Consider the following 17,959-nt stretch of genomic DNA (forward strand, 5'->3'; position numbering starts at 1 on the left):
AACACTATATAATGTTCGTTCTTTTATGTCAAGCACTTTTTTGAATTTTTTTGGTGATAATTTTTATCCAGTTATTTTATTATTGTAGTATAATTTCAATGCCAGATACTATCATTATGATCACTATCTAAATTTAAATCGTAATTATCATCAAATTTATATATCCCCTCCATCTCTTCTCTATGCAATTCATGTGAATCACCTAAAGCTTTTTGATTAGAAACGTCAACACAATACTGTAACAGTGCTCTTAATGCTCCAGCACTATCTTGATCTAAATTAAAATTGCTAAAATCAAATTTCTGCATATTCTCCACATGTCCTTCTCTACATAACCTACATATCTTAGCAAAAGCCCTTTCACTTTCTCGACTCCAAGCATTAAGAAAGTAAGGATCTACTACTTTGCTAAATTGTTTCTCTATCTCTTCAAGAGAGCTCTCTGGATTAAGTTCTAATATTACTTTGAAAATCCCACTGCCATGGAATCTATAAAATTTACTAGATAAGCTATCTTTTACAAAATTAACTGCATCATCTATTGTAACACCAGAGCGAGATTCAAATATCATCTCAAATGCTCCATAACAACTATCAATACCAAAATTAATTATTTTTTCCATAAAATCAATTACCTCTTCTAAGGAAATTTGTGGCTTATTCCTCAAGATAACTTCTAAACTCTTGACAAAATTATGCCCATGCTGACCCATAGCATGGGTTTTCCCATTTATTGTATAATGATATAGCTTCTTATTTTCTATTATATGCTTATTGCACTGGTAGATATGTAGCTTATTCAATTTGCCAGAATATTCCTCTATTTCCTTATCTGGTAATTTTGAGCGGAATTCCTTGATTACTTCGCGTATTATTCTATTGATATTACTCATGCTTATTCCTAATTAATATGTTAGTATTTTTATAAATTAAGTTATTATATTAAAATTCTTTCATGGATTTCAATATTAGCTCCGCACTACTTGTAGTTTTTGTAATGGGTCTGCCAATGACGATATAATCAGCTCCTGAATTTATTGCTTCTTTTGGTGTTGCTGTTCTTTTTTGGTCGTCATGACCTGGATCTATACGAATTCCTGGAGTAATAATTTTAAAGTCTTCACCGCACTCTCGGCGCACTTCTTGAGCTTCTAGTGCAGAACAGACTATTCCATGGAGTCCAATCTTTTTTGCAAGCTTTGCAAGCAAAATTACCTGTGATTTTGCCTCTCTTGCTACTCCAAGCTCGTTTAAATCCTCATTGCTCATACTAGTTAGCACTGTCACTCCAATCAGCTTTATTTTTGTGCCTTGCACTACACTTAGCGCTTCTTCAAGCATTTTTGTTCCACCGCTGATGTGCAGAGTTAACATTTCAATGTTCAGAACTTTTATTACTTCAACTGTTTTGGCTACAGTGTTTGGAATGTCATGCAATTTCAGATCTAAAAAAATTGGTACATTGCATTTTGCAACTTCTTGCACTCCAGAAAGACCTTGAGCAGCAAAAAATTCTAATCCCAGCTTTACCATGCCAACTTTACCACGCAGAGCATTAGCTAGAGAAATAGCCTTATTTAAGTCTTGTGTATCCAGTGCGCATATTATTGGGTTCATTATCTTGCATGATTTATCTTATAATAAGACTCATTGTTGTGTTTTGCAAATACTTTCACTCTGATTACGTTCATAAGATTCTGTCAATAGTGAATTTGGCAATTTGATCGGAGTGGATGAGCGACTTGCATATCCAAGATCCTCCAGTAAACAATCAAACGTTTCCTCTGATGGTGATTCACATCTAGAATCTTCACCTAGCGTGAATTGCATAATTTCCTTCAATATAAACTTTATTTTTTGAGTCTCCTGTAATATTATTTTTCTACTACGATCTCCGATCGCTTCATTATTGTTTACCAATTTTTCTACCTTGTCTACCACAGATTCTAACATTTCCGGTAAATAACCCTTTTTCTCTTCTGCATTTCTCAACAAATCTTCTTCAAGTTGTTCTATTTGACTGTCTCGCTCTAAAAGTAAATTTTTTAAACCTTTTACCTCATTGTTACAATCTTTTCTTATTCCGTCTAACTCAAAAGACTGATTTTCAATTAAACCATTTGCTTCATCTAACTCGTCAAATTTCTTTTCCAATTTTTTAGATAAATTTTCCTTTTCTTTATTGATTTTTCTGATTTCACATTTTAGGTCATCTAATTTTGTATGCAACTTTTTTTCTTCCTCATATAATATATCTCTTTCTTTATAAAATATGTCTTCTTTCTTACGTAATATATCTCTTTCTTTATAAAATTTGTCTTCTTTCTCGTATAACTCCCTTATTTCTTTACGTAATTTTTCTACTTCCTCATTCAATTTTTTATTTTCTAATTCTTTGCATTGATTATTGTCTATTTTCCCTTTCAATTCTGTTATACGTTCTTCTTTTTCTTGTAACTGTTCACGTAAACACGAGATTTTAAGATGTAATTCTTCTTCTCGTGCAACAAGCTTATCTATTTCCTCTTTTGTTTTGTCCAATTCATTGTCTATTTCAAACGTACGATTCTTTGCTGTTTCTAATTTTTTCTCTAAAGATTTTTTTTCTTCAAGAAGAGATTCTCTCTCAACTTCTGACTCATTTACTTTCTGATCCAATCTTTTTGCTCTCTTGTCTAAATTTTGCTTCTCTCTAGTTAATTCATGTAATTGATTCTTCACTTCTTTGTTTGCATCTTCTTCAGCTTCTTTTTCCAGAGTTATTTTATTTTCTAACTCTTGCTCTTTCTGAGCGAATTTATTTCTCTCAACCTCTATTTTTTTATTATTACTAATTATTTTATACGAAAGTGCAAGCACCAAAATAGATAATGTAGCTAAAGCAAGAATTAGAGGAAGAGGCACATTAGAAGTTACAATAAGCGCTAAAGATGTAAGTAACGTAAGAGTAGCTAAGGAACTAGCTACAAAATAAAATGCATTAGCCTCACTAAGCAAATTGCTCATTACTCCCCTCCCCCCCACGTTCAGCAGTCTTGTATATATTTATTAAAATTCTCTTATCTGTGGAGGAATTATAGTGCTGCACCTACAACAAACTTTCCTTTTTCAGTCTACTAGCTAAAAATGGCTAAGGTTTTATGTATCCAGTGTACAACTGTACTCAAAATGTCTAGTGGCTATTGATCGGGGTAGAACATCCACTGGTATATCCAGGATCTTCCACAAATGAAGGAACAGACGTTTCGCCTGGCAAATATTGTGCAGCTTCTTCTACTAACACAGACTTTGTTGCTTGAATCACTTGTAATATTACTTTTTTATCATCATCTCTGATCACTTCATTTTCCCTTACTAATTTTTCTACCTCATCTGTTACATATTCTATCATCCGTTGCAAAAAAAGCACTTCTTCTTTTTTCTTTTCCAATAAAGCTTTTTGAAGTTGTTCTATTTGAGAGGATTGCTTCAAAAGTGAACTGTTTAATTCTTTCACCTTATTATCGCGATCATCATTCACTGTTGTTAATGTGTTATCAGATTCTTTCTCTTCTTTTTGTAAAGATAATGACTCCTTTTCCAGCTCCTTAATTTTAGATAAGTACTCTTTCTCCTTTGTACACAATTTATCAACTTTACTTTCAAGATCAGTGCGCTTTTGACGTTCATCACTAACTTTACCTTCTAATTCTTTCTTTTCCTTTTCCGACTGGCATAACTTCTTCTCTAATTCTTCTATGTCGCTTTCTGAGCTCTCATGTTGTTCTTCCGATTCTAAAGTTTTTAATTGTTTTACTTCTTCTACTTCTACTTTTTTTCTTAACATAGTTAATTGAGTACGCAGAGAAGAAGCTTCCCTACTTTTATGTTCTAATTCCAAGTTTAATTCATCTTCATATTCCAATCTTAAGCGTAACTCATCTTCATATTCTGACTTTAAACATAACTTATTCTTTTCACTTTCTAATTTGCATTGACACAATTCCTCCATTAAAGAATCCACTCTTTCATTCAATCTTGTATTTTCATCACGTAACTCTTGGTGTTCAAGAGAAAGCATCTCCTCCTTATGTTCTAACTGACCTTTTACTTTTGCTTCCAATTCTACATTATTACTAATTATTTTACATGAAAGTGCAAGCACCAAAATAGATAATGTAGCTAAAGCAAGAATTAGAGGAAGAGGCACATTAGAAGTTACAATAAGCGCTAAAGATGTAAGTAACGTAAGAGTAGCTAAGGAACTAGCTACAAAATAAAATGCATTAGCCTCACTAAGCAAATTGCTCATTACTCCCCTCCCCCCCACGTTCAGCAGTCTTGTATATATTTATTAAAATTCTCTTATCTGTGGAGGAATTATAGTGCTGCACCTACAACAAACTTCCCATCTTCAGTCTGCTAGCTAAAAAATGACTTAGACCTTGTGTATCGAGTGTACCATTGTACTTATAATGTCTAGTTAGCTATTGATCAGGGTAGAACATATACTGGTATATCCAGAATCACATAAAGCGTCATTCAGCTTATGTGATGGTCTGGATGTGTATTGCTGTGATTCTCCTATAGAATTTTCAATTTTCCTGTTAGTCTGCTTATTCGACACCTTTTTAATATTATGAGTCCTCTTAAAACTTCGACAAATAGCCGCAGTCTTAGTCTTGTCACGTACTTTACTTGCACAACCTTCTATTTCCTTTAATAAACTAATCAGATTTGCTGGTGAAAAATCCTCACTAGTATTGTTTAAAATTGTATGAGCGATACTTTGCAAATTTTCCTTCTGACAATACTCGTTGATTATTTTTTTACGCGTATCTGTACCTAATGTAGGAATCTCAATGTGATTGCATAAACGACCTCCCCTAACAAGTGCCTTATCTAAAATACCTATATGATTAGTTGCAGCAATCACCGTCACACCTTTTACATGGTCAGAGCCATCAATTTTAGTTAAGAAATGTTTTAAATATCGTATATTATCATCAGAACTATACGCTTTGCCAAAGCCTTCAATTTCATCTATAAAAACTATACAAGGAGCGTTTTCTTCTGCTTTTTTAAAAAGATCATTTATATTTTTTATATTAAACAAACTAGAACCAGAAACACTTATAAATGCAGATGTATCTTTAGTTTCACTCGCAATTGCCTTAGCAATCATAGTCTTACCAGTTCCTGGTAGACCATGCAAAATGTATCCTTCTCCTTTTTTTAGAGCCGCATCTGATTCTTTTTGTGATTCATAAATCTCTTTCAGCTTTTGTTTCTTACCATTTGGAAGTATAACATCATCAAATGTTGTCTTATATCTTTTTTTACCTTTTTCATAAAACTTCATCTGCAGCTCTTCTTTTACTTCAACTTCCTTTATGAGACTACTAAGCCTTTCTTCCACTGCATCTTCTATTAACTTTTTCACTTCATCTTTTGCAGCACCATTAAGCCCTGCCATTAGCTCTTTCTTTAGCTTTTCCACTGCATCTTCTATTAACTTTTTCACTTCATCTTTTGTTGCAGCATTACCAATCTTTACCTCTAGCTCTTCCACTGCATCTTCTATTAACTTTTTCACTTCATCTTTTGCAGCACCATTAAGCCCTGCCTCTAGCTCTTTCTTTAGCTTTTCCACTGCATCTTCTATTAACTTTTTCACTTCATCTTTTGCAGCACCATTAAGCCCTGCCTTTAGCTCTTTCTTTAGCTCTTCCACTGCATCTTCTATTAACTTTTTCACTTCATCTTTTGCAGCACCATTAAGCCCTGCCTTTAGCTCTTCTTTTGTTGCAGCACTAGCAAACTCTCCTCTTAGCTGTTCAACTTCATCTTTTGTTGCAGCATTAGCAAACTCTCCTCTTAGCTGTTTAACTTCATCTTTTGTTGCAGTACCATTAAGCCCTGCCTTTAGCTCTTCTTTTGTTGCAGCGCTTGTCCCTAGCTCTTTCACTTCATTGTTAAGCTTATTTAGCTCCTCTTTTGTTGCAACACTAGCAATCTTTACCTTTAGCTCTTCCACTTCATCTTTTGTTGCAGCACCATTAGCTTGCCTTGAAATTTCATCTAATTTTGTTTCGAGATCACTAACTTTCTTATTTAGCCCTTCTTTTGTTGCAGCGCTTGTCCCTAGCTCTTTCACTTCATTACTAAGCTTATTTATCTCTTCTTGTGTTGCAGCACTAGCAATCTTTGCCTTTAGCTCTTCCACTTCATCTTTTGTTGCAGCACCATTAGCTTGCCTTGAAATTTCATCTAATTTTGTTTCGAGATCACTAACTTTCTTATTTAGCCCTTTGATTTGAGGTTCTAAGCTTTGTATTGTATTTTCTTGCTCTGCAGCTAATTCAGTTTTTTCATTAAGCTCCGCTCCTTGAGCAGCTAATTTTTTATTTCGACTAATCATCTTGCATGAAAGTGCGAGTATCAAAGTAGATAGTATAGATAAACTCAAGGCAACAGGAAGAGCTACATTAAAGGCTGCAATTGGAGATAAGAATGCAACATAAGGAGCAACAGCAAGTGTCCCAGACGCAAGCAATACCAAAGTAGCAAGAGCACCAGCTATAAGATATGGTGCATTGGTTTTACTATACAAATCCCTCATTATTCCCTCATACTAATAATGATTACAATAGCATGGATATTAAAGGAAGTAAAGCTATAAAAATCAGTATAAGTCTATATTCACTATGTATTTTCCGTCTTCAGTTTCAAGCTCAGACTGCATCCACTCTATCGTTTCCGCATTGCAAACTGCCTGCAAATCATCCTGTGCAGATTGATTCAATTTATCCTCTCGTAGATCTGCTTTTATCATCAACTTTTTTATCAGATGCTTAACTGATACATTATTATCTGCCTTTATCTTTCTGATAATGTTTAATATCTGAATAACATTATCTCCCATTTCCTCTGAATATTTATCGTAGATAAGTTCTTCTTTGCTCGGCCAATTGCTTTTATTGTGTACAGAATTATAACTATACAATTGGTGGTATATCTCTTCTGTAATGTAAGGCAAGAAAGGTGCAAATAACCGCAAAATAATATTCAGTACATACGCCAAGCTTTGTTTTGCACTTAAACTGCTTCCGTACGCACGTTTTTTTACTAACTCCAAGTAACTATCACAAAAATCCTTCCAAAAAAATTCCTCTATTACGCCCAAAGCTTCGCAGTATTCAAATTGTAATAGGTTGTTCGTTGCTCTTTCTATAACTTTGTATAACTTAGACAATATCCACTTATCCATTGTCTCGTGAGCAGAATTTATGCTCATCACTTGATGCTTTTCCATGAACATGGAAACGAACTTGCTAGCGTTCCAAAGTTTTGTAACGAGGCGCTTGCCAATTTTGAATGTATTTTCAGAGTAGACTGTATCAACTCCAAGCCTTGAGTTCGCTGCCCAATAGCGCACTACATCAGCTCCATAAGTTTCAAGTATTACATGAGGAGTAATGATGTTACCCTTTGATTTACTCATCTTTTTCTTATCATCTGCTAAACACCAACCGCTGATCATAATGTTTTTCCAAGGTAAAGAATTTGCATGATAATGTGCCTTTAAAATAGTATAAAAAGCCCAAGTTCTTATTATCTCATGGCTCTGGCTGCGCAGATCTGCAGGAAATATCGTATCATAGCGATGATTTGGTAAGCTAAACTCACTGTTTACTGCTAGTGCACTTAGTTGAGGAGTAATTGAACTTGTGGCCCAGGTATCCATTACATCTTGATCTGGGATAACCTCTTCTTTGCTATACCCTTTTGGCAAATCTTTCAATGGATCTATAGGCAGGTCCTTTACTTCAGCTAGAATAATTTTACCTTCTTCTCCCTTACGTTTGGAATACCATGCTGGAAATGGCACACCAAAATAGCGCTGCCTTGAGATGCACCAGTCCCAATTTAGCCCTTCTATCCACACTTCCATGCGTTTACGCATATTGCTTGGATACCAATTGCATTCTTTTACTTTATCTAATACTTGAGCTTTTTGCTCTAAGGTCTTGATAAACCATTGATAAGTAGGCAATATCTCAAGTGGTGCACCAGATCTTTCTGCACACTTAACAGAATGAGAAATGTTAGTGCTTTCTACCAAAAGTCCTTTTTCAGTTAGGATTTCGATTATCCGCTTTCTTGCTGCTGTAACTTTCAATCCATTTATTTCATTTAGTATATCGTCTGTCATCCGAGTAGCTGACACTGGGATCCATTCTTCTTTTTTCTGACCATACGCTGACATGATATCTTCCTCTGTCATCGCTGGCATTGGCTCTTTTTCCTGGATTCCAGTGTCAAGCACTGGAATGACATCATCTAGGTCCATCCTTCCATCCTGATCGATGATAATTTTCATCGGTAGATTATGCTTTTGCTGCCAATATATGTCGAGTTCATCACCGAATGTACAACACATAACAAGCCCAGTGCCTTTATCTATTTTAACCTTATCATCTGCTATGATTGGAACTTTTTCCTTTGTTATTGGCACTATGGCTGTTTTTCCGATCAGATGAGTGTAGCGCGCATCCTCTGGATGACAAAAAACTGCAACGCATGCTGGAAGTAGTTCAGGTCGCGTAGTCGCAATATTGATCTGCTCATTTTCTTGAGTAGAGAAAACTATCGTGTTTAAGGATGACTCAAAAACTTTATCTTCTATTTCTGCTTGCGCAATTGCTGTTTTATCAACCGGGTCCCAAAGGATGGGCTGCATTTTTCTATATGCATACCCTTTATTATATAGATCAATAAACGACATCTGTGAAAGCGTCACAGTTTCCTTGCTGATCGTGTGATATTCCAAATCCCAGTCATAACTAATGCCAACTGATTTAAATAATTCCTTGAATTCTTGCTTTGATTTCTCAATAACCTCATGGCACATCTCTATAAATTTTTCTCTGCCAACTTCTTTTGCACGGGTTTTATAGGTTTGTTCAACCAATCTTTCGGTGGGAAGCCCGTTATCATCAAACCCAATCGGATAGAAAACATCTTTTCCCAGCATGCGTTGAAACCTTGCAATAAAGTCCGTGTGGCAATAGCTAAATATATGGCCAATATGCAATTTACCCGATATTGTCGGTGGAGGTGTGTCTATAGTGAAAGTGTTATCCTTTTCACCATTCCATTTATAAACTTTACTGCCTTCCCATAATATGTTGCATTTGTCTTCAACTTCTTTAAAGCCGTATTTTTCTTTTAACATAAATATTTCTCAATTTTAAACCTTAAGCTAGCAACGTTATACCGCCGCGGTATCTCTAGATCCCGCTAACAAGCAGCGGAATGACGATGGTCGGTAAACCTAAATTACTTTAGCTATAGCACAATTACGGCAATTTTACGCCAAAATTTTTTGTTTACGAACATAAATTTTCTATGCTATGATAAAAATATTACTTGACCTTAGGTTCTAAGGGTATTATGTAACGTTTATAGTATATATTGAGGTTTAATATGTCAGTAGAGATTAATGGTGAAATAAAGTTAGTTGGTGAAGAAGGTGGTCAGAAAATACAGCTTATCATTCCAGAAAACGATCGTGAAAAATTTAAAGAGTATAAAAATATAGATCAGAATGGCAAAGTAATTGAAGGGCATTATGCAAGCTTTTGCTTAGAATTAGAAGATGATAAAGAAGTAACATGTGTTGCTACTAGTGGCAAAGATGGTAAGTTTTTCATAGATTAAGTTAAAAATGAGAGTGATAAACAATCTACAAGTGTAATAGAAGAAATGAAAGCTAAGCTTGGTTTTACTGACGGAAAAACAGAACTTGAAGAAGAAAGAATAGAGTTGCTTAAACATCCAAAAATAAATGAGTATCAAAATCATCTTGGAAACTTACAGAATGCAGTAGAAACATTAGAAGATATAATAAAAGGATTAGATCTTGAAGAGAATTTTAAGGGGAAAGCAAAATGCCTAAAGGAGCAAGTTCAGCCGCAAGAAATAAAAGTAGGTGATAATTTGCAAGAAGCAATAGCAGCAAAAATGAATCCATTGAAAGCATTACACAGTGATATTATTGATGGGCTAGAGAAGGGAATACAAGATAAAATGAGCACATTAGCTAATACAAGTAAGGCAGGATTAGAAGAGAAAATGGGCACACTAACTGATATTAAGAGTTTAAAATTTGAAGGTGATCAAGGTATTAATGAGCTCGAAGGAAAAATGGAAGAATTCTCTGCATCAGGTATAGTAATGTCGGGATTAAAACATAAAGTAAATGAAGCACTTATTGTGCAGCTAGAGAAGGAAAAACAAGACTTAGAAGCTGAAGTGGAAAAACTAAAGGCAATAGATTCTACAGCGTTACAGCAGCAGTTAGAAGAGAAAAATGCTAAAATAACAGAATTGGAAGCATTAGATGCTGTGGCGTTACAGCAAAAGTTAACAGAGAAAGAGAATGAAATAACAGCATTAAAAGCTCAACCAGATGCTGCTGTTACGAAGTTAGAGGGTGAAAAAACAACACTAACAAATAAAATAAAAGATTTAGAAGCACAGTTAAGCAACCGACCAGATGCTGCTCAGTTAAAAGATAAAGAGGATAAGATAAAAGAATTAGAAGCTAAAAACAAAACAACTGAGCAACCAAAACAAGGCAATGGAGCACGGTACACTGCTACTGTTGGTATGGGTCTTGCTGCTGGACTGATAGCATTTACTGCACTTGAACGTACAGTGAGATTAGATATTTGGGTAATGGTTGGTATAGCAGTAGTATCTACACTCGCAGTTGGTAGTATTACATATGCAGCATTACCTAGTACTCAAGTGAATGGAGCGGAAGTGCAAGGAGTAAGTGGGGGAAAAACAAGGCAGCTTGACACAATTTGTTGAGCTGAGACGTACGTGTCAAGTAAAACACTTGACGCGAACTTCAGTTTTTGTATTCCTTCATTAGCATAATATAATTTTGTGCTGATTGTGTAATATGTTTAATTTCTTCATTCGACATCTTTTTGAAGAACTTTGCTGGCCTACCAGCCCATATTTCTCCACTTTTTATCACTTTTCCGTGTGTTACCAGTGAGCCAGCAGCTACCATAGCTTCAGGCTCCACAACTGCATGGTCCATCACGGTAGAGCCCATACCAATAAACGCCTTATCATGCACCGTGCATGCGTGCAACACACAAAAATGTCCCACTGTTACCATGCTGCCAATAATTGTGTCACCACCTGGGTTTCTATCCACATGAATTACCGTTCCATCTTGAATATTTGTTCCATTACCTATTTTTATTGATCCAACGTCCCCTCTGACCACACAATTAAACCAGATGCTTGCATCTCTTCCTATTTCAACCTTGCCTATGATATGCGAACCACCTGCGATGAAAGCACTTTCGTCTATTTTTGGTTCATAATCTTTGTATTTTAAAATGTGATACATATTAAGCCCAAAGTCTTATGCATATGTTAATCAAAATAAGGTAGGCAGTAAATACATACTTAGATTTCAAACTACTTGGGTGACAGATGTTCTTGACTTACGTGCTTTGTACTGCTAAAATTTTTATTTTCAGCCCTATCTATAATGTCAGTAGCGGTATTAAGTATATTTCAAATAATATTGGTTGTTGTGTTAGTAATTTTAGTGCTCTTGCAGCCGCCTGGAAGTAGTTCGTTAAGTGGTTTTAGTAATACACAACAGGGGGTCAATTCGATGATTCCGGTGAAATCTTCTGAAAACCCGCTCAGCAGAATAACGGCTATTGTTGCTGGATTGTTTATTATAAACACATTGCTATTGTCAGGATTATGTTCAAAAGACGTACATAAAAAATCGATCGCAGAAAAAATTATATTAGAAAAAAAGCAAGAAAGTGAATCTACTTCTGTTCCATTTGAAAATTAATGAAGGAAGCTAAATTTATCTTTGTCACAGGTGGAGTTGTGTCATCGCTTGGTAAAGGCTTAGTTGCTTCGAGTGTTGGTGCGCTTCTTCAAGCTCACGGTTTTAAGATCCGTATCAGAAAACTTGACCCGTATCTCAACATTGATCCTGGGACAATGAACCCAACTCAGCACGGAGAGGTATTTGTTACCGAAGATGGTGCTGAAACTGATTTGGATCTTGGGCATTATGAGCGTTTTACTGGAATTAAAGCAACAAAAGATGACAATATAACAACTGGTAAGATATATCATGAGTTATTGAAGAAAGAGAGGCGTGGTGATTATCTGGGCAAAACTGTGCAAGTCATTCCTCATGTAACAGATTTGATCAAATCGTTCATTTTTAATGGTACGGAAGGTTTAGATTTTGTAATATGTGAAATAGGTGGAACTGTAGGTGACATTGAAAGCCAACCATTTTTGGAGGCTATACGCCAAGTTAACTACACATTAGGAAAACAAAGAGTTATCCTTATTCACTTAACTTTAATACCATATCTTACCGCAGCGCAAGAATTAAAGACAAAGCCAACGCAGCATTCAGTTCGAGAGTTAAATTCCGCGGGGTTACAACCAGATATTATATTATGCCGCAGTGAGAAAGAAATTTTCGATAATCAAAGAGAGAAAATAGCTAAGCTTTGCAATGTTTCTTTATCCAATGTGATACCTGCTCCTGATGTGAGTCATATATATGAGTTACCGGTGTTGTATAGCCAATGTGGGCTTGATACGCAAATTTTGGAGCACTTTCATTTAAGTAAGCCAAAACCAAGCTTGACTGAATGGGATCAAATAGTGCATTCCATAAGGCACCCAACACAGGAAGTTACTGTATCTATAGTGGGAAAATACACCGAATTCCCTGATGCGTATAAATCACTAGTTGAAGCATTAAATCATGGTGCGATTAGTAATAAAGTCAAAGTAAGGATAAATTGGGTTAACTCAAGAGAGAAGGAAGAAAAACCTATAAATGAAAAACTTATAGGAGAGAAATTACAGAATTCTCATGCAATCCTTGTTCCAGGGGGGTTTGGTGATGACGGAGTAGAGGGTAAAATATTAGCAATAAATTATGCCCGTACAAATAATATCCCATTTTTCGGAATTTGCCTTGGTATGCAGCTTGCAATTATTGAATTTGCTCGTAATGTTGTTAAGCTTGAAGATGTACACTCTGAAGAATTTCGTAACTGTAAACATCCAATCGTTAAGTTAGCTGGCGATCAAGATGACGATCTTGGTGGAACCATGAGACTTGGGGCATACAAATGTAATATAAATGCAAACTCTAAAATGATGGATGCATATAGTAACACTACTATTTCAGAAAGACACAGGCATAGATACATAATCAATTCAGATTATAAAGATGATTTGGAAAAAAATGGGCTGCTATGCAGTGGCATATCAGAAGATGGAACGTGCATAGAGGCAGTGGAGTTAGAGAGTCATCCGTGGTTTATTGGTGTGCAGTTTCATCCAGAATTTCAATCAAAGCCGTTTTCTCCTCATCCTCTTTTCGTGTCGTTCGTTAAAGCAGCAATTGATAAGAAATAAGTGCCTAGTGTTTAAGTATCAATATATGGAGCTTGCCATAGAGCAAGCCAAACTCGCTCAAAAAAATGATGAGGTGCCCATAGGTGCTGTAATAGTGAGTGGAGACAATATCATTTCTTCTGCACACAATATATCCAGCGATCCAACTGCACATGCAGAGATGTTAGCGATCAGACAAGCATTTTCAACTCCCACGCTTTGTGATGCTGATATGTACGTAACATTAGAACCATGTCCGATGTGTGCTCAAGCCATTTCCTTTGCCAGAATTAAACGATTGTACTTTGGAGCTTATAATCCAAAAGGTGGAGGAATTGAAAATGGTGCTAAGATATTTCAATTTTGCAGCCATATACCTGAAGTTTATGGTGGAATATTAGAAACAGAATGCTCTTTTTTGTTAAAGGATTTTTTTGAGAAACTAAGGAACATTTGATAAATCGTCATGCTACTTGTTTTCCGATACAAAATCGTCATCCCGCTACTTGTTAGCGGGATCTATGCTAGGAGATACCGTGACGGTATGGCGGTTAAGTAATTCGTCATTCCAGCGCGTGACGCACAACTATACAAACATTGTCCACCAGCAGGGTGTCATCCGAGTAGCTGACACTGCCCTCCTTTGTCATCCCAGTGCCCTGACTACTTGGATCCAGAAGACTTAATTTTAACCAAGTGGCTGCATAATAAAGGCTGGATTCCAGTGTCAAGCACTGGAATGACATTACAGGGACACTGGGATGACATCATCCTTTTCTCTTGATTCCAGACTGGAATGACAGCAGTCCTACGTCATACCGTCACGGTATCTCTAGATCCCGCTAACAAGCAGCGGGATGACGGTTGTCAGGGTGTCAGCTACTTAGATGAAACCCTTTCCCGGTCTATCAAATCACATAGGAGAAAACTAAGACCAATCAAATTTCTTATCTTGCGGTTTTATTTGCAATATTGCTACCAGGCTGACCAATAAGCAAAAGACTACATAAAGCCCAGCGGCAAAGTTTACTTGAGGAAATGTTATAGTAAACCAAGTGCATATCATAGGAGTAAATCCTCCATGTAACGCATAAGAGATGTTACGTGATAAACTCACTCCACTAAATCTAACATTGGTAGGAAAAAGTTCAGCAGCAACTATTCCTATAGGATTTATACCCCTTTCTATTATAGAAAGAGCCATTACACCAAGCATAATTATAAGATAACTTTTATAGTAGTATGCAGTAGATAACACAGGACAACACAGTACCATTGTGATCACTGTAAATAAGATTGTAGTGCGCTCTTTTCCTACTTTATCAGCTAACATTCCGAGCGCTATTGAAGATACCGGCATTAATATACTGGTTATAATGAGCACAATTTCATTGACATATGTTGTTACATACGTCTCAACCGACACTATTTCTTTTGCAATTGTTCGAAGAAATATGGTAAATCCAACAACAACATTAACAGGTACAGATATTAAAATAGCAAGTATCAGAGCTCTCTTGTAGCGTTTTATAAGCTCTATTATTGGCAAATCAGATAAATTCCTTTGTTTTCGATTTTCTTCATATGCTGGAGTTTCTCCTAATGTGTATACACTATATGCGCTGATTAACCCCAAAACAAATGAAAAAGTAAACGGCAACCTCCAACCCCAAGCGTTAAAATCAGTGTTTTTTTTGCAGATGATCACTACAATCACAGAGAGCAAGATACCAATGGAGCGACCAAAACTTATTATTCCAAAAAACATTCCTAGTTTTTTCTTATTAGGTAAATGCTCTATGAGATAAACAGAACTGCCTCCTTGTTCAGCGCCAAGCGCAATCCCTTGTGTCACATGGATTGCAAGAAGCAATATAGTAGAAGTTATACCTATTTTGCTATAACTTGGAATAAACGCAACGAGACTAGACGGAATCGATATTAGCAAGATAGCAATCGTTAATGCCATTCTCCTTCCATACCTGTCACCAATGTGACCAAATATGAATGCGCCAAGTGGCCTTACCATAGCACCCAGTCCTGCAATTCCAAACAATTGCAGTATTCTGTTGTAAACATCTTTTGCACAACAAAACTCTCTACTAATTATGTTAACCAGATCGATAAAGAGCATATGGTCATACCATATTGCGATTCTGCAGAGAATAGCTGATATCAACACCCTTGTTTGCACTAAATTTAATTTGTAAATGTTTGCTTATTTCATTGTGGCTGCTTTTTGGGATTTTGCAACCTAAGGTGTGGGTTGACTTTTTTATTATGGTGTGTGAAACTAAAATGTTATTAACATAGGGACAAAGTTATGGTGGGTGTAATTTATTTAGCGATGCTGGGCGTGGCAGCAATAATAGGAGCTATAATAGGCACTTTAATAGGTCTCTTACTAAGTTTCACTAGTCTTTCACCTCTGATAATAGGCGGAACTGTTGGAGCCATCTATGTAGTGCCATTAATTGCAGCTTTCATAACAATTCTTTTGTATCCAATTCCATATGAGCGTCATAGCGGGTTAACATTAAAAGAAACTGCGTGTCTAGCTGGCTTGTTTATTGGAAGTGTTGCAGCCGGAGTTGGCCTTGTTGCATGTGGCTTGACTCCAATAATTAAAGTAGATTCTTTATCGTCTTTATCAACTACAGTTAGTTCTTTGTTAGCTATGGGAGCTACAATACCAGTACTTCTGATTGCAACTGCAATTGGAGTAGCTATTGTAATCGAGCTCGCTAAGCAAGCTAAGGAGTACATATCAGGTAAAATAATGCAAGCAGAAAAAGAACCTGTGACTGATACACATGAAGAACCAGGCTCTAAAATGGAAGAAGCAAAAGAAGAAAAAACTGCTAGAAATAAGCAGGCAGTACGGGAATGTTCAAAAAACTCACCTCAACCTGGTTAAAATTTTCCTTAAAAGACAAATACAGAAAAACAAGAATATCAATAGCTTATTGTTTTAGCATTTACGATAAAGCAGTAAGCATTTTAAGACTAGTTACTAATTTAGTAAAATTCAAGACTTTCAATAATTTACCTAAAATCTAATCCAGAATTCGGGTTAATAATAAAATCTTGTTTTTTGAAAATGAATTTGGTAAACTTTAAAGATGTATGTGACAATATGGTGATATATTGTTTTTAGTATTTAATAAATTAAAGTACGTACTTGATAATTTTTCTGAACGCTCTAATCAAGCTAAAATAGGTAAGCTAGATAAAATTATTCTTAGTTTAAAATTGGTATAAGGTATTAAGATGAAAAAAATTGAAATTTCAGAATTACTAAAAAGAATTTCAATCTGTTTACTATGCGTGGCAACTATTGTCTCTATCGCTTTTTTGTTTGCCTATATGCATACAATGTTGCTTAGTAAAGGGTATGAGTTAGCTGCACATTATGTTAGTGAAGCTATGCCTTGTGTGTTACTTGTCGTTCTCCTTTTTATTGTTTGGTTTGTATATGATCAAGTATTCAGCAAACTAAAGGAAGTAGAGCTGCCTATATCGATAGAATTAGCTAATTCAGATGATAAAAGAATAACATTTGCTGATGCTATAATTGATGACTCCTTAAAACAACGGTTGCAGATGATTTGCTGTGACCAAATGACAGAAGAAATGCGCAAGCTGTTTGGAAATAAAAGTATTAATTCACTAAGAGGTTACATATTATATGGCCCTCCTGGAAATGGTAAAACACTTATCGCTCGTGCAATTGCAGGTGAATCAAATATGAATTTCATAAGCATCTCAGGTCCTGAACTTATTGGAGTATATATTGGTCATGGTGCACATGCTGTACGCGAGCTTTTTAAAATAGCAAAAAAATATTCTCCTTGTATAGTCTTTATAGATGAAATAGATGCAGTTGCTCAAAAAAGAAGTACCGCTAATAACTCAGCTTACCATTGTCGAGAGAGTTTAACACAGTTGTTAACTGAAATAGATGGATTTAAGAGCAGAAAAGATATAATAGTAATTGGTGCAACTAACCTTATCGGTGGTATAGATCCAGCACTTATTAGACCTGGACGTTTAGGTCAGAAGGTTTATGTCCCTAATCCAAACATAGAGGTGAGACAAAAGATATTGGCACTTTATATGCGAGGTACAAAAACTGATGAAAAGCTAAGCCTCCAAGACATTGCAGACAAGACTGAAGGCTATTCTGGAGCTGAATTAGAGCAATTAGTGAATGAAGCAAAAATTAGCGCTGGTGCGCAAAGACGGCTTATAGTGAGTGAGGAAGATTTCAGTTACGCGCTTCACAGGTTAAGTCCAGAACAAGAAAGAGATAGAATAAGGTTAGTTTCAAACGTGAAGACACAGACAGAAGTATCTTATTCTATTTAGAGTATAAAACTATCATAAATTTTTCTGTTATTTCCAAATAAATTGCTATTAATTTAACAACATACATTACTAAAAGCTTAAATAATCCAGCCATTTCCAGCAACAAAAAACAGCAAGCGTGAGAAGA

General features: G+C 35.7%; 16 protein-coding genes. 8 read left to right on the forward strand and 8 right to left on the reverse strand.

Going from position 1 to position 17,959, the window contains the following annotated elements; genetic code table 11:
- Positions 1–95: 95 nt before the first annotated feature.
- From ABWU72_RS06740 to ABWU72_RS06765, 6 genes are all read right to left on the reverse strand, one after another.
- Entirely contained in the window at positions 96–893 is a 798-nt protein-coding gene (locus tag ABWU72_RS06740; RefSeq protein ID WP_155968486.1) for a hypothetical protein, read from the reverse strand.
- A 49-nt stretch (positions 894–942) separates the two neighbouring features.
- Positions 943–1,617, reverse strand: a complete 675-nt coding sequence (gene pyrF, locus ABWU72_RS06745) for an orotidine-5'-phosphate decarboxylase (RefSeq protein ID WP_213863516.1) — start codon at positions 1,615–1,617, stop codon at positions 943–945.
- 30 nt (positions 1,618–1,647) lie between these two features.
- On the reverse strand, positions 1,648–3,006 hold the full coding sequence (locus ABWU72_RS06750; protein WP_353283996.1) for a hypothetical protein: 1,359 nt from the start codon (positions 3,004–3,006) through the stop codon (positions 1,648–1,650).
- Positions 3,007–3,172: 166 nt separating this feature from the next.
- Positions 3,173–4,291 (reverse strand): hypothetical protein, encoded by a 1,119-nt coding sequence (locus ABWU72_RS06755; protein WP_341812684.1) that lies wholly within the window; start codon positions 4,289–4,291, stop codon positions 3,173–3,175.
- A 171-nt stretch (positions 4,292–4,462) separates the two neighbouring features.
- Positions 4,463–6,601, reverse strand: coding sequence for an AAA family ATPase (locus ABWU72_RS06760; RefSeq protein WP_353283997.1), 2,139 nt, complete (start codon positions 6,599–6,601; stop codon positions 4,463–4,465).
- 63 nt (positions 6,602–6,664) lie between these two features.
- Positions 6,665–9,217, reverse strand: a complete 2,553-nt coding sequence (locus ABWU72_RS06765) for a valine--tRNA ligase (protein WP_155968495.1) — start codon at positions 9,215–9,217, stop codon at positions 6,665–6,667.
- Positions 9,218–9,468: 251 nt separating this feature from the next.
- Between ABWU72_RS06765 and ABWU72_RS06770 the strand changes: the two genes are divergently transcribed.
- Both ABWU72_RS06770 and ABWU72_RS06775 read left to right on the forward strand, forming a co-directional pair.
- The gene (locus ABWU72_RS06770) at positions 9,469–9,702 is read left to right on the forward strand and encodes a hypothetical protein (RefSeq protein ID WP_353283998.1); all 234 of its coding nucleotides are present in this window, start codon (positions 9,469–9,471) and stop codon (positions 9,700–9,702) included.
- A gap of 45 nt (positions 9,703–9,747) precedes the next feature.
- Positions 9,748–10,860: a hypothetical protein gene (locus ABWU72_RS06775; RefSeq protein WP_353283999.1), complete on the forward strand. Its 1,113-nt coding sequence runs from the start codon at positions 9,748–9,750 to the stop codon at positions 10,858–10,860.
- A 40-nt stretch (positions 10,861–10,900) separates the two neighbouring features.
- On the opposite strand, the gene ABWU72_RS06780 is transcribed toward ABWU72_RS06775, so the two are convergent.
- On the reverse strand, positions 10,901–11,416 hold the full coding sequence (locus ABWU72_RS06780) for a gamma carbonic anhydrase family protein (protein ID WP_155968499.1): 516 nt from the start codon (positions 11,414–11,416) through the stop codon (positions 10,901–10,903).
- A gap of 144 nt (positions 11,417–11,560) precedes the next feature.
- Between ABWU72_RS06780 and secG the strand changes: the two genes are divergently transcribed.
- From secG to ABWU72_RS06800, 4 genes are all read left to right on the forward strand, one after another.
- Positions 11,561–11,881 (forward strand): preprotein translocase subunit SecG, encoded by a 321-nt coding sequence (secG, locus tag ABWU72_RS06785; protein ID WP_007548880.1) that lies wholly within the window; start codon positions 11,561–11,563, stop codon positions 11,879–11,881.
- Positions 11,881–13,485: a CTP synthase gene (locus ABWU72_RS06790; protein WP_155968501.1), complete on the forward strand. Its 1,605-nt coding sequence runs from the start codon at positions 11,881–11,883 to the stop codon at positions 13,483–13,485. Before secG ends, ABWU72_RS06790 begins: the two co-directional genes overlap by 1 nt.
- A gap of 25 nt (positions 13,486–13,510) precedes the next feature.
- Positions 13,511–13,921, forward strand: coding sequence for a nucleoside deaminase (locus ABWU72_RS06795; RefSeq protein ID WP_015588966.1), 411 nt, complete (start codon positions 13,511–13,513; stop codon positions 13,919–13,921).
- A gap of 64 nt (positions 13,922–13,985) precedes the next feature.
- On the forward strand, positions 13,986–14,150 hold the full coding sequence (locus ABWU72_RS06800; RefSeq protein ID WP_213863513.1) for a hypothetical protein: 165 nt from the start codon (positions 13,986–13,988) through the stop codon (positions 14,148–14,150).
- Positions 14,151–14,392: 242 nt separating this feature from the next.
- On the opposite strand, the gene ABWU72_RS06810 is transcribed toward ABWU72_RS06800, so the two are convergent.
- Positions 14,393–15,658, reverse strand: a complete 1,266-nt coding sequence (locus tag ABWU72_RS06810) for an MFS transporter (protein WP_007548874.1) — start codon at positions 15,656–15,658, stop codon at positions 14,393–14,395.
- Between the two features lie 129 nt (positions 15,659–15,787).
- On the opposite strand from ABWU72_RS06810, the gene ABWU72_RS06815 reads away from it, so the two are divergent.
- Both ABWU72_RS06815 and ABWU72_RS06820 read left to right on the forward strand, forming a co-directional pair.
- Positions 15,788–16,381, forward strand: a complete 594-nt coding sequence (locus ABWU72_RS06815) for a hypothetical protein (RefSeq protein WP_155968505.1) — start codon at positions 15,788–15,790, stop codon at positions 16,379–16,381.
- A 353-nt stretch (positions 16,382–16,734) separates the two neighbouring features.
- Positions 16,735–17,832, forward strand: coding sequence for an ATP-binding protein (locus tag ABWU72_RS06820; protein ID WP_353284000.1), 1,098 nt, complete (start codon positions 16,735–16,737; stop codon positions 17,830–17,832).
- Positions 17,833–17,959 lie beyond the last annotated feature (127 nt).

Source organism: Wolbachia endosymbiont (group A) of Lypha dubia, assembly GCF_964028575.1.
Taxonomy (GTDB): Bacteria; Pseudomonadota; Alphaproteobacteria; order Rickettsiales; family Anaplasmataceae; genus Wolbachia; species Wolbachia pipientis.

Bases quoted from the DNA above. Each gene is read 5' to 3' on its own strand.
- ABWU72_RS06740 (WP_155968486.1), bottom strand. From the start codon at position 893: ATGAGTAATATCAATAGAATAATACGCGAAGTAATCAAGGAATTCCGC.
- pyrF (WP_213863516.1), bottom strand. From the start codon at position 1,617: ATGAACCCAATAATATGCGCACTGGATACACAAGACTTAAATAAGGCT.
- ABWU72_RS06750 (WP_353283996.1), bottom strand. From the start codon at position 3,006: ATGAGCAATTTGCTTAGTGAGGCTAATGCATTTTATTTTGTAGCTAGT.
- ABWU72_RS06755 (WP_341812684.1), bottom strand. From the start codon at position 4,291: ATGAGCAATTTGCTTAGTGAGGCTAATGCATTTTATTTTGTAGCTAGT.
- ABWU72_RS06760 (WP_353283997.1), bottom strand. From the start codon at position 6,601: ATGAGGGATTTGTATAGTAAAACCAATGCACCATATCTTATAGCTGGT.
- ABWU72_RS06765 (WP_155968495.1), bottom strand. From the start codon at position 9,217: ATGTTAAAAGAAAAATACGGCTTTAAAGAAGTTGAAGACAAATGCAAC.
- ABWU72_RS06770 (WP_353283998.1), top strand. From the start codon at position 9,469: ATGTCAGTAGAGATTAATGGTGAAATAAAGTTAGTTGGTGAAGAAGGT.
- ABWU72_RS06775 (WP_353283999.1), top strand. From the start codon at position 9,748: ATGAAAGCTAAGCTTGGTTTTACTGACGGAAAAACAGAACTTGAAGAA.
- ABWU72_RS06780 (WP_155968499.1), bottom strand. From the start codon at position 11,416: ATGTATCACATTTTAAAATACAAAGATTATGAACCAAAAATAGACGAA.
- secG (WP_007548880.1), top strand. From the start codon at position 11,561: ATGTCAGTAGCGGTATTAAGTATATTTCAAATAATATTGGTTGTTGTG.
- ABWU72_RS06790 (WP_155968501.1), top strand. From the start codon at position 11,881: ATGAAGGAAGCTAAATTTATCTTTGTCACAGGTGGAGTTGTGTCATCG.
- ABWU72_RS06795 (WP_015588966.1), top strand. From the start codon at position 13,511: ATGGAGCTTGCCATAGAGCAAGCCAAACTCGCTCAAAAAAATGATGAG.
- ABWU72_RS06800 (WP_213863513.1), top strand. From the start codon at position 13,986: ATGCTAGGAGATACCGTGACGGTATGGCGGTTAAGTAATTCGTCATTC.
- ABWU72_RS06815 (WP_155968505.1), top strand. From the start codon at position 15,788: ATGGTGGGTGTAATTTATTTAGCGATGCTGGGCGTGGCAGCAATAATA.
- ABWU72_RS06820 (WP_353284000.1), top strand. From the start codon at position 16,735: ATGAAAAAAATTGAAATTTCAGAATTACTAAAAAGAATTTCAATCTGT.